The organism is Chitinophaga sp. (assembly GCF_035538455.1).
Lineage (GTDB): Bacteria > Bacteroidota > Bacteroidia > Chitinophagales > Chitinophagaceae > Chitinophaga.
This window is the reverse complement of sequence record NZ_DATLKJ010000081.1, coordinates 1-10,654: the sequence shown is the minus strand read 5'-3', so window position 1 is coordinate 10,654 and position 10,654 is coordinate 1. Positions and strand designations below refer to the sequence as shown.

At 49.1% G+C, this 10,654-nt stretch carries 9 protein-coding genes; 8 read left to right on the top strand and 1 reads right to left on the bottom strand.

Going from position 1 to position 10,654, the window contains the following annotated elements:
- The 8 genes from VM802_RS09175 to argH all read left to right on the top strand — a co-directional run.
- Positions 1-1,131 (top strand): argininosuccinate synthase (locus VM802_RS09175; RefSeq protein WP_325529547.1); only part of this gene is annotated, 1,131 nt, incomplete at its 5' end.
- An 11-nt stretch (positions 1,132-1,142) separates the two neighbouring features.
- On the top strand, positions 1,143-2,126 hold the full coding sequence (argC, locus tag VM802_RS09170) for an N-acetyl-gamma-glutamyl-phosphate reductase (RefSeq protein ID WP_325529545.1): 984 nt from the start codon (positions 1,143-1,145) through the stop codon (positions 2,124-2,126).
- Between the two features lie 31 nt (positions 2,127-2,157).
- On the top strand, positions 2,158-3,282 hold the full coding sequence (locus tag VM802_RS09165) for an aspartate aminotransferase family protein (protein ID WP_325529543.1): 1,125 nt from the start codon (positions 2,158-2,160) through the stop codon (positions 3,280-3,282).
- A 128-nt stretch (positions 3,283-3,410) separates the two neighbouring features.
- On the top strand, positions 3,411-4,367 hold the full coding sequence (locus VM802_RS09160) for an N-acetylornithine carbamoyltransferase (protein WP_325529541.1): 957 nt from the start codon (positions 3,411-3,413) through the stop codon (positions 4,365-4,367).
- Positions 4,364-5,152: an acetylglutamate kinase gene (argB, locus tag VM802_RS09155; protein ID WP_325529539.1), complete on the top strand. Its 789-nt coding sequence runs from the start codon at positions 4,364-4,366 to the stop codon at positions 5,150-5,152. The genes VM802_RS09160 and argB overlap by 4 nt, the downstream gene beginning before the upstream one ends.
- Before the next feature lie 3 nt (positions 5,153-5,155).
- Positions 5,156-6,220, top strand: coding sequence for a M20 family metallo-hydrolase (locus VM802_RS09150; RefSeq protein ID WP_325529537.1), 1,065 nt, complete (start codon positions 5,156-5,158; stop codon positions 6,218-6,220).
- Between the two features lies 1 nt (position 6,221).
- Positions 6,222-6,803 (top strand): GNAT family N-acetyltransferase, encoded by a 582-nt coding sequence (locus VM802_RS09145; protein ID WP_325529535.1) that lies wholly within the window; start codon positions 6,222-6,224, stop codon positions 6,801-6,803.
- A gap of 9 nt (positions 6,804-6,812) precedes the next feature.
- Positions 6,813-8,147: an argininosuccinate lyase gene (gene argH / locus VM802_RS09140; protein WP_325529533.1), complete on the top strand. Its 1,335-nt coding sequence runs from the start codon at positions 6,813-6,815 to the stop codon at positions 8,145-8,147.
- Positions 8,148-8,276: 129 nt separating this feature from the next.
- Here the strand turns inward: argH and VM802_RS09135 are convergent.
- Positions 8,277-10,654, bottom strand: a 2,378-nt coding sequence (locus VM802_RS09135) for a TonB-dependent receptor (RefSeq protein ID WP_325529531.1), incomplete at its 5' end; no start/stop codon positions are given.

Sequence of the window (10,654 nt, the reverse complement as noted above, 5' to 3'; positions counted from 1 at the left end):
CTGACCGAAGAAAAAGGATATGAAGTGCATTCGGTGATTGTGAACACCGGCGGTTTTTCTGATGAAGAATTGCAGGAAATCGAGCGACGAGCTTATAACCTGGGCGTTAAGAGTCATAAGACGGTTAACGCGATTCGTTCTTACTATGACGGCGTTATTAAATACCTCATTTTCGGAAATGTACTGAAGAACAATACTTATCCGTTGAGTGTGAGCGCAGAGCGTATGAGCCAGGCGCTGGCGATTGCAGAATATGTGCAGGAAGTGGGCGCTGACGCTGTGGCGCACGGCAGCACTGGCGCGGGTAACGACCAGGTACGTTTCGACATGGTGTTCCATATCATGATTCCGGGTGTTGAGATCATCACCCCTATCCGTGATATGAGACTGAGCAGGGAACAAGAGATTTCTTACCTGCAGTCCAAAGGAGTAGAGATGAACTTTGACAAAGCGATGTACTCCATCAACAAAGGTATCTGGGGAACATCTGTAGGCGGAAAGGAAACCCTGACTTCCAATGGTATGCTGCCTGAAGAGGCTTGGCCTACGCAACTTACCAGGCAGGGTGAGGAGCAGGTGAAACTTGTATTTGAAAAAGGAGAGCTGAAAGGTGTGAACGACAAACAGTTTGCTCATCCGTCTGAAGCTATACAATATTTACAGACACTGGCGGGCCCTTATGCCATTGGCCGCGACATACATGTGGGAGACACCATCATCGGTATCAAAGGCCGTGTAGGCTTTGAAGCTGCAGCTCCGATGGTGATCCTCAAAGCACATCACGCACTCGAAAAACATGTGCTCACCAAATGGCAGCTGACCTGGAAAGACCAGCTGGCACAGTTCTATGGTAACTGGATGCACGAAGGCCAGATCATGGATCCGGTAATGCGCGACATTGAAGCCTTCCTGCAACACACCCAGGAAAATGTTACCGGCGAAGTGTTTGTAACCCTGATGCCTTATCGGTTCCAGGTTACCGGTATTCAGTCGCCCTACGACCTGATGAGCAGCAAGTTCGGCAAGTACGGTGAAATGAACAGTGGCTGGAGTGGAGAAGATGTAAGAGGTTTCAGCAAAATATTCGGTAACCAGACTATGATCTGGCACCAGGTGAAAAATTCCATCTAAATCATTATAACATGGCGAATGATAAAAGGATAAGAGCAGGAATCGTAGGCGGGGCGGGCTACACAGGCGGCGAGATGATCAGGCTGCTGCTGAATCACCCGGATGTAACCATTTCGTTTGTGCATAGCCGTAGTAATGCAGGCAATCCGTTGTATGCTGTACATGCTGATTTGCTGGGAGAGACGGAGCTCACCTTTGCCGGCGAACTGAATGATGATATAGATGTGATGTTCCTCTGCCTTGGGCATGGCGAATCCAGGAAGTTCCTGGAAGCCAATACGGTGGCGCCGCAAGTGAAAGTGATTGACCTGAGCCAGGACTTTCGTTTAGGCGAATCCGTTAATGGCCGGGAGTTTGTATACGGGCTGCCTGAACTGCAGCGTGATACTATCCGGACAGCGCAGAATATTGCCAATCCGGGTTGCTTTGCTACCGGTATACAATTGGGATTGCTGCCGCTGGCAAAGGCCGGGTTGCTGAAAGAAGTGCACACCACCGGTATTACCGGTTCCACCGGCGCCGGACAGAGCTTGCAAGCTACTTCTCACTTCACCTGGAGAGCTAATAATATATCTACTTATAAAGTGCTTACCCATCAGCACCTGAAGGAAATCCGACGAAGCCTGCAGCTGTTGCAGCCGGGCTACGGCGGCGATGTGAACTTTGTTCCGGTGCGCGGTGATTTCCCAAGAGGTATCTGGGTAACGTCGTACCAGCAGAGTGATCTGTCGCTGGATGCCGCTGTACAGCTGTATAAAGCGTATTATGCCGGGCATCCGTTCACACACGTGAGCGAGAAACAGATTGACCTTAAACAGGTGGTGAATACCAACAAATGTCTGATACAACTGGAGAAAGTGAATGATAAACTCGTGATCCACTCCATAGAAGACAACCTGCTGAAAGGCGCTTCCGGGCAGGCTGTTCAGAACATGAACCTGATCTGCGGACTGGATGAAACGGCCGGACTTAAACTGAAGTCCATCGTATTCTGATTGTTTTCATCATTCAACATCTAACGACAACATGAAACTTTTCGACGTTTATCCTGTAAACGATATTATTATAGACAAGGCTTCCGGTTCCAATGTATGGGACGACAAGGGCACACAATACCTGGATCTGTATGGTGGTCATGCCGTGATTTCTATAGGTCACACACATCCGCATTATGTGAAGCGTCTTACAGACCAGCTGCATAAAGTAGGCTTCTATTCCAACTCTGTGAAGATGCCGTTGCAGGAAGAGCTGGCAGCTCTGCTGGGCAAGGTTTCCGGCAAGGAAGATTACCAGCTGTTTCTGTGTAACTCCGGTGCCGAGGCCAATGAGAACGCGCTGAAACTCGCGTCTTTCCACAACGGTAAGAAGAAGATCCTCGCATTTAAGAAATCTTTTCACGGTCGTACTTCACTAGCGGTAGCTGCTACTGACAATCCGAAGATTGTGGCGCCTGTAAATGAAACTGACAACGTAACCTTCCTGCCCTGGGAAGACGAAGCTGCACTGGAAGCGGCTTTCAAACAGTATGAAGTATCCTCTGTTATCATAGAAGGCATACAGGGTGTTGGCGGTATCAATGTAGCCAGCGAATCATTCCTGCGTAAGATCAGATCTTTGTGCGATGCCCACAATGCCGTGTTCATTGCAGATTCTGTACAGTGCGGATATGGCCGTAGCGGTAAGTTCTATTCACATGATTTTGCCGGCGTGAATGCAGACATCTATACTATGGCGAAAGGTATGGGTAATGGATTCCCGATAGGCGCCATCACCATTGCTCCATCCATTAAACCTTCCTATGGTATGCTGGGCACCACTTTCGGTGGCAACCACCTGGCCTGCGCAGCAGCGCTGGCAGTGCTGGAAGTGATACAGCAGGAGCAACTGATAGACAACGCAGCCAATGTGGGTAACTACCTCATGGAAGAGCTGCGCAAGTTTGATCAGGTGAAAGAAGTGAGAGGCCGCGGATTGATGATCGGTATCGATATGCCCGAAGAGCTTGTGCATGTCAGAAAAAATTTACTGGGCAAGCATAGGATATTCACCGGTGAAGCAAAACCGAATGTGATTCGTCTGCTGCCATCTCTGGCACTCACCAAAGCGCATGCAGACCAGTTTTTAGAGGCTTTCAGAACAGAGGTAAAATAAATATATTTTGATATTTTTTTATTTTGGTATTTAGCTATTTAAAATGCAGCGGAGATCAATATTTGTTGTTTAGTATTAAATAGCTAAATACCAAAATAAAAAAATACGGAGATAACAAAACCGTATTAATGAAGCAATTTATTTCTACAGCAGATGTGCCCAGTGTCCCGCGGTTGGTGGACATTGCCCTGAACTACAAGAAGGATCCATTCAGGGACCAGGAATTAGGAAAGAACAAGACAGTGGGAATGATATTCCTGAACCCCAGCTTGCGAACACGTTTGAGCACGCAGGTAGCGGCAAAGAACCTGGGAATGGAAGCCGTGGTGTTTAATATTGATAAAGAGGGCTGGCAGCTGGAAATGAACGATGGCGTGGTGATGAACGGCAACACTTCCGAACATGTGAAGGAAGCCGCAGCAGTAATGGGACAGTATTTCGATATACTCGCGATCCGTACCTTTCCAGGGCTGAAGAATAAAGAAGAAGATTACACGGAGAAATATATCAATCAGTTTATTAAATATGCCGGTGTACCGGTAGTAAGCCTGGAAAGCGCTACCCTGCATCCTTTGCAGAGCCTCACAGATGCGGTTACCATCAAGGAAAACTGGCAGCAGAGCCGCAAACCGAAGGTGGTGATGACTTGGGCGCCGCATGTAAAAGCATTGCCACAGGCTGTTCCCAACTCTTTTGCACAGTGGATGAATGCGTGGGGCGAAGTGGACTTTGTGATCACACATCCGGAAGGCTATGAGCTGGATGAGCAATTCTCCGGCAATGCTACTATAGAATATAACCAGGATAAAGCCTTGCAGGATGCCGACTTTGTGTATGTGAAGAATTGGTCTTCCTATAAAGATTATGGTAAGATCACCTGCACTGACGAAAGCTGGATGATCACCAACGATAAGCTCAAAAACGCACCCAATGCCAAAGTGATGCATTGCCTGCCTGTGAGAAGGAATGTGGTGATTGCAGATGAAGTGCTGGACGGCCCGCAGTCGATCGTGATACAGGAGGCCGGCAACCGCGTATGGGCGGCGCAGGCGGTATTGAGCGAAATACTGAAAACATCAAGATGATAGACCTGTTTATTATAAAAGTAGGCGGAAACGTTATTGACAATCCGGAATTGCTGCAATCTTTCATCGGGAAGTTTGCAGCCATTCCCGGTAAAAAGATCCTGATACATGGCGGGGGGAAAATAGCCACGCGTATCGGCGATAAGCTGGGCATTGTGTCAAATTATGTTGATGGCAGGCGCATTACGGATGCAGATACCATTGACGTGGTGACAATGGTGTACGGAGGACTGGTAAACAAGCAGCTCGTAGCAAAGTTGCAGGCCGCGGGATGTAATGCCATCGGCCTTACCGGGGCTGACGCCAATATCATTCCGGCTACCAAACGCCCTGTGAAGGAAATTGATTATGGTTTTGTAGGAGATATAAAACCGGAAGCGTTGCAGACAGCTCCGCTGCAATCTTTACTGGAAGGGGGGATTACGCCTGTCTTTGCACCGCTCACTCACGACGGGAAGGGACAAATGCTCAACACTAATGCAGATACCATTGCATCGTCATTGGCCATTGCATTGTCTGCCTTCTACCAGGTAAGACTGATCTACTGTTTCGAGAAGAAAGGTGTGCTGCGTGATCCTGCTGATGACAGCGCTGTGATCAATCTCATCAACAAAGACATTTACCAGCAGCTGCTGGAAGACAAAGTACTCTCTGACGGCATTCTGCCTAAGTTGCAGAATGCGTTCGGAGCTATCGGCAATGGTGTGAAAGAAGTGCTGATAGGGCATGCGGAAGATGTATTGAGTAATACAACAGATCAGGTGTCGGGCACTTTAATATGCTAACCTATGTGGAACGAGAAACTATACGATGTGGCCGTGGCCTTGCTGAAGCAGATGATTGCCACTCCTTCCCTCAGTCGTGAGGAAGAAGGCACAGCTCAGCTGATCAGTGAATTTCTGACAGCCATGGATATATCACATGAACGGCATCTCAACAATATCTGGGCGATCAACAAGCATTATGATCCGTCTAAACCTAATATCCTCCTCAATTCCCATCACGATACCGTAAAGCCTAACCCGCAGTATACCCGCGATCCTTTCAGTCCTGATGTAGTGGATGGCAAGCTGTATGGTTTGGGTAGTAACGATGCGGGCGGTTGCCTGGTAAGTCTGATTGCTACTTTCCTGCATTTTTATCATCGTACTGATCTGGCTTACAACCTGATTGTTGCACCTACAGCGGAAGAAGAAATCAGCGGTGTTAACGGTGTGGAGAGTATTCTGGACAAACTGCCGGGGATTGATTTTGCGATCGTGGGGGAGCCTACGCAGACGCAGCTGGCTGTTGCTGAAAAGGGGTTGATGGTGCTGGATTGTGTTAGTACTGGCCGGGCAGGCCATGCGGCGCGGGAGGAAGGAGAAAATGCCTTATACAAGGCGCTACCCGACCTGGAGTGGTTTAAGAACTATCGTTTCCCGAAAGTATCGGAAACGCTAGGCCCGGTGAAGATGAGCGTAACGTCTATCAGCACGTCTAATAAAGCGCATAATGTAGTGCCTGCAGATTGCAGTTTTGTGGTGGATGTACGCGCAACAGATCAATATACGCTGGAAGAGTTGCTGGAGACTATCCGCGCAAATGTGAGCTGTGATGTGAAGCCGCGCTCCATGCGGATGCGGCCGTCGTTCATTCCGCTGGATCATCCGTTTGTACAGGCGGGTATTGCTGCCGGCAAAACATGGTATGGTTCCCCCACCACATCCGATCAGGCGCTGATTCCGGCCACATCTGTGAAGATGGGTCCCGGCGATTCCGCCAGATCGCACACTGCGGACGAATACATTTATCTCGAAGAGATCAGGGCGGGTATCGATAGTTATATTAATTTGCTGGAAACGATCATGTAAGATGAATTTCCTGCCGACACTGGAAAACAAACGAGTGATGCTGCAACCATTGCAGGCGGACCATGCGGATGTGTTGCTGCCCATTGCATTGCAGCCATCCTTATGGGAAGTGGGGCTTAACCGTATCTCTTCGCGCAGCGATCTTGAAAGATATATCCGGATAGCACTCACTGAGAGAAATGAGCAGACCTGTATTCCGTTTGTGATATACGATAAAGAACAACACCGAATTGCCGGCAGCACCCGGTTTTCGGGCATTACGCAGGTGCATAAACGTTGTGAGATCGGCCATACCTGGATAGATCCTGTGTTGCAGGGATCGGGACTGAATAAGGCCATTAAGTATGCGATGCTGCAGCATGCTTTTGAAGTGATGGAGCTGAACAGGATAGAGTTCAAGACTGACGAACTGAACATGCAATCACGTCGCGCGATACTCAGCATCGGCTGTACCGAAGAAGGTATCCTGAGGCATCATATGATCACGACCACCGGCAGGATACGCAACACTGTATATTTCAGTATGCTGAAAGAAGAGTGGCCGGATATAAAGCAACGCATTTTTCGTAAATACGATTTTTAATATTGAGCTATGAAGTTGTGGCAAAAAGATAAAGCATCACTGGATGCGGTTGAAAAATTCACCGTAGGCAAAGACCGCGAAATGGACGCCTACCTGGCGCCTTTCGATGTGCTGGGATCTATGGCACATATCACTATGCTGCAAAGCATCGGCCTGCTGGAAGCGGAAGAGCTGACTGTACTGAAGAAAGAACTGAAGCATATCTACCAGGAGATACAGGACGGAAAGTTTGCGCTGGAAGATGATGTGGAGGATATTCACTCGCAGGTAGAGCTGTTGCTGACACGCCGCCTGGGAGAAGTAGGGAAGAAGATACACAGCGGCCGTTCCCGCAACGACCAGGTACTGGTGGATCTTAAACTATTCCTGCGTCATGAGCTGGAAACGGTGGTGACATCTGTGAAGACACTGTTCGAGCTGCTGCAACGTAAAAGCGAAGAATATAAAAATCATCTGCTGCCTGGCTATACACATCTTCAGATCGCGATGCCTTCTTCTTTCGGGTTGTGGTTTGGCGCTTATGCAGAGAGCCTGGTGGATGATCTCACCATGTTACAGGGTGCTTACCGTGTAGTAAACAAGAATCCGCTTGGCTCTGCAGCCGGTTATGGTTCTTCGTTCCCCCTTGACCGTGAGATGACTACCTCATTGCTGGGCTTTGATACATTGAATTACAATGTAGTGTATGCGCAGATGGGGAGGGGCAAAACAGAAAAGATCGTGGCGTTTGCGCTGGCTGGCATTGCAGCTACCATTGCCAAAATGGCTATGGATGCCTGCCTGTTCATGAACCAGAACTTTGGCTTTGTCAGTTTCCCTGATGAGTTGACGACCGGTTCCAGCATTATGCCGCACAAAAAGAACCCTGATGTATGGGAACTGATACGCTCACACGGTAATAAACTGCAGGCGTTGCCCAATGAGATAGCCATGATGATCACCAACCTGCCTTCCGGCTACCACCGTGATCTTCAGTTGCTGAAGGAAAACCTCTTCCCGGCTTTCCACACATTGAAAGACTGCATCGATATGAGTTGCCTGATGCTGGAAAACATCCGCATCAAAGACAATATCCTCGATGATGAAAAATACCAGTACCTGTTCAGCGTGGAAGTAGTGAATAACCTGGTATTGAAGGGCATACCTTTCCGCGAGGCGTACAAGCAGGTAGGACTTGATATAGAGAAAGGAACCTTCTCTCCTGCAAAGGAAGTATCGCATACACATGCAGGCAGTATCGGCAATTTATGTACAGCGCAGATTGCCCGGCAGATGGAGATGGTACTGGAAGGTTTCCCTTTTGAAGCGGTGGATAAGGCATTACAGCAACTGATCAACAATTGACTATCTTAATATTTAATGAAAAACGGCGGATCTGAATGATCCGCCGTTTTTCATTAATATCAGCATACATCAGTTAAAGGACATAGATGTGTGCAGGCTCTAAACTTATACTGCTTTGCGGGAGCCCTTTTAGAACCCTACCGTAAGCCCAACAAAGAAGTTGAAGCCAGCCATCGGATAATAGTAAGTATCATAGGCCACTTTGTTCGTTTTCAGGTTGTAGGAGCTGTAGGCGCTGCCATTGGGCTCATACAGGGTGTTGAATATATTGTTCAGCAGCAGCTGTACGCCCAGTTCGCGGAATAACGGTTGCGGTACCAGGTAGTTGAAACGCAGGTTGCTGGTAAAGTATGGGTCCAGACTTGCTTCTTTACCGGAGGTGTTATCGAGGTACTGACGACTTACATACCGGCCCATAAGATCTACAGTAAGACCTTTCAGCGGACGGGCAGTTAAGGTATACCCACCTACAAAAGAAGGAGAGAAGGAGATATCTGTTTTGCTGTACACTTGTGTGTGTGCTACGCTGTTGGAATCGTAGGTAACGGCGTTATAATCCAGCACTTTGTTCTGACTGAAAGCCGCGTTAGCGGCGATGCCGAAGCGGGCGCCAAGTTTTACGCTGCCACTTACTTCAATACCGGCGCGGTAGCTTTTGGGAATGTTGGTACGCACGTAGGCTCCCACATCGTTCAGCATACCAGTTTGTACCAGCTGATTTTTATAGCTCATGTAATATAGATTGGCCTGAACGGAAGCGATGCTGTTGCTCCATGCATAGCCGGCTTCGATGTCGCGCAGTGTTTCATGTTCAGGCTGGGCGGCGCCGTAGTTGGATTCAAAATCTACGCGGTTGGGTTCTTTGTTGCCAATTGCGATGGATGCAAACACGCGGCTGGCAGAATTGATGAAGTAAGTGACACCTGCCTTGGGATTAAAGAAATTGTATTTCATGTGTGGCATGTAAGCGGGGGCCGCTTCAAATCCGTCCATGTTGTAGATCACGTTGCGGTATTGCAGGTCTGCAAATAACTGCAGCGATGAAGTGATCTTATATTCTCCTTTCCAGTAGATGTTAAAGTCATTCTTTTCGGCGGGGTACCTATAATATTCGTGATCTTTATTGACGCCTGCTTTTGCCCAGATAACCTGACCGAAGTGATCGCCTTCGTAGCGGTTCCAGCCGCCGCCCAGGCTCCAGTTGAATACGGGGCCGGTGCGGTTTACAGAGAAGATGCCGCCATAGAAATAGTTGCTGAGCCAGAGCTGGCGTACGAGGTCGGTGCTGTCGATCTTACCGCCGCCGGCTTCGTACGGAGGCAGGCCATAGTCGGCCAGCGCCTGTTTCTTTTTGTATTGTTCGTAGTAGCCGCGGCCGCGTGTGAGGTGCATGGCTACGTTGAAGTTGAGGTGCGGGTTGATCTCCTGGTTAAAGAACAGCTGGTAGTGGTCCTGCTGGTAGTTGTCGGTTTCATTGTTGTATGCCGAATCTGAGGTGATCAGGCCCGCGGAGTTGTAGGTACGGTGGCTGAGCAGAAAATCTTTAGGGACGCCGTTCCAGGCCTGGTAGGTTTTCTCTTTGCCGGAGAAGACGTTGAGGCGGATGGCTGTTTTTTTGGAAATGTAGGCGGCTGAAGTATAGAATGAGCGCAGGTCGGAGGTGGCGCGGTCTATGTAGCCCTCTGAAGATATTTTAGATAACCGGGCATCGATGGTGAAGTGGTTGTTGATCAGGCCGGACCCGGCTTTCACAGTATGTTTCCAGCTGTTGAAAGAACCGAAGCTGCTGCTGACTTCGCCGTAGGCTTTTTCATTGAATTCGTTGGTGCTGAGGTTGAGCGTGGCGCCAAAGGCACTGCCGCCGTTGGTGGAGGTACCCACACCGCGTTGCAGCTGTATGCTGTTTACGGAGGAGGCGAAGTCGGGCATGTTCACAAAGAAGGTACCCTGGGATTCCGCATCGTTGATGGGAATACCATTCACGGTTACGTTGATGCGGGTGATGTCTGAGCCGCGCACGCGCATATTCGTATATCCGATACCGTTACCAGCATCGGAGTTGGCTACTACGCCGGGTTGCTGGTTCATCAGCATGGGGAGGTCCTGGCCCAGATTTTCCTTTTTAATATCTTCTTTGGTGACGGTGCTGCTGGTGAACGGCGCATTTTTGCCGGCGCGCAGGCTGCTGATTTCTACCGGTTTTACAAAGAGGCCGGTTTCTTCCAGCGCGATATCTGTCTGCTGCCGGCCGTTGGCGGCAGTGATCGTGATCGAGTATGTTTTATAACCGAGGTAGCTGGCCTGAAGGGTATATGCGCCTTTGCGTGGCAGCGGAATACTATAATGACCTTTGCGATCTGTTTGTGCACCTGACTGATTAATGGTTATGGTTACACCTTCCAGCGGTTGTCCGCTGGTTTTGCCGGTAACTGTTCCACTTACCAGCGACTGTGCGTGTAGTGAGCCTGCAACGGCAAGCAGCACCAGCAACATTAGTTGTTTCATGT

Excerpts from the sequence above, each read along its gene's own strand:
- argC (WP_325529545.1), top strand. The coding sequence starts at position 1,143 with ATGGCGAATGATAAAAGGATAAGAGCAGGAATCGTAGGCGGGGCGGGC.
- VM802_RS09165 (WP_325529543.1), top strand. The coding sequence starts at position 2,158 with ATGAAACTTTTCGACGTTTATCCTGTAAACGATATTATTATAGACAAG.
- VM802_RS09160 (WP_325529541.1), top strand. The coding sequence starts at position 3,411 with ATGAAGCAATTTATTTCTACAGCAGATGTGCCCAGTGTCCCGCGGTTG.
- argB (WP_325529539.1), top strand. The coding sequence starts at position 4,364 with ATGATAGACCTGTTTATTATAAAAGTAGGCGGAAACGTTATTGACAAT.
- VM802_RS09150 (WP_325529537.1), top strand. The coding sequence starts at position 5,156 with ATGTGGAACGAGAAACTATACGATGTGGCCGTGGCCTTGCTGAAGCAG.
- VM802_RS09145 (WP_325529535.1), top strand. The coding sequence starts at position 6,222 with ATGAATTTCCTGCCGACACTGGAAAACAAACGAGTGATGCTGCAACCA.
- argH (WP_325529533.1), top strand. The coding sequence starts at position 6,813 with ATGAAGTTGTGGCAAAAAGATAAAGCATCACTGGATGCGGTTGAAAAA.